Source organism: Mesorhizobium sp. M8A.F.Ca.ET.218.01.1.1 (assembly GCF_004791165.1).
In the GTDB taxonomy this organism is placed as follows: domain Bacteria; phylum Pseudomonadota; class Alphaproteobacteria; order Rhizobiales; family Rhizobiaceae; genus Mesorhizobium.
In genome coordinates, this window is the sequence record NZ_SRUZ01000177.1 from 1 (window position 1) to 298 (window position 298).

Below are 298 nucleotides of genomic sequence, written 5' to 3' on the forward strand. Positions count from 1 at the left end.
ATTTTTTCCTGCCGGAAGCGGCGCTCTAGATCGCTGCGTCGACGCTGCCATTCCAAAGCGTCCACCTTCGGCGTCATCACCTCGAAGACGACGATATCGTCCCGGTCTGTTTCTCCGCCGTCCTTCCAAAGACCCTCCGCAGGCGCCTGGAGATAGGCGGTCACCCCATCGAAGCGGGCGGCCAATTCTTCTTTCACGCGGTCGAAATCCGTTCGGGGGAAGGGTTCACCCTGGTTGTCTGAGCGGGGCAACAGTATTTGGACAAGATACATAGCAAGCACGCTACGCTGCGGATCTC

General features: G+C 58.7%; 1 pseudogene. It reads right to left on the reverse strand.

The features are described 5' to 3' along the window. Nucleotides 1-197, reverse strand: a pseudogene (locus EN861_RS34900) (hypothetical protein); the annotation flags it as partial. Nucleotides 198-298 lie beyond the last annotated feature (101 nt).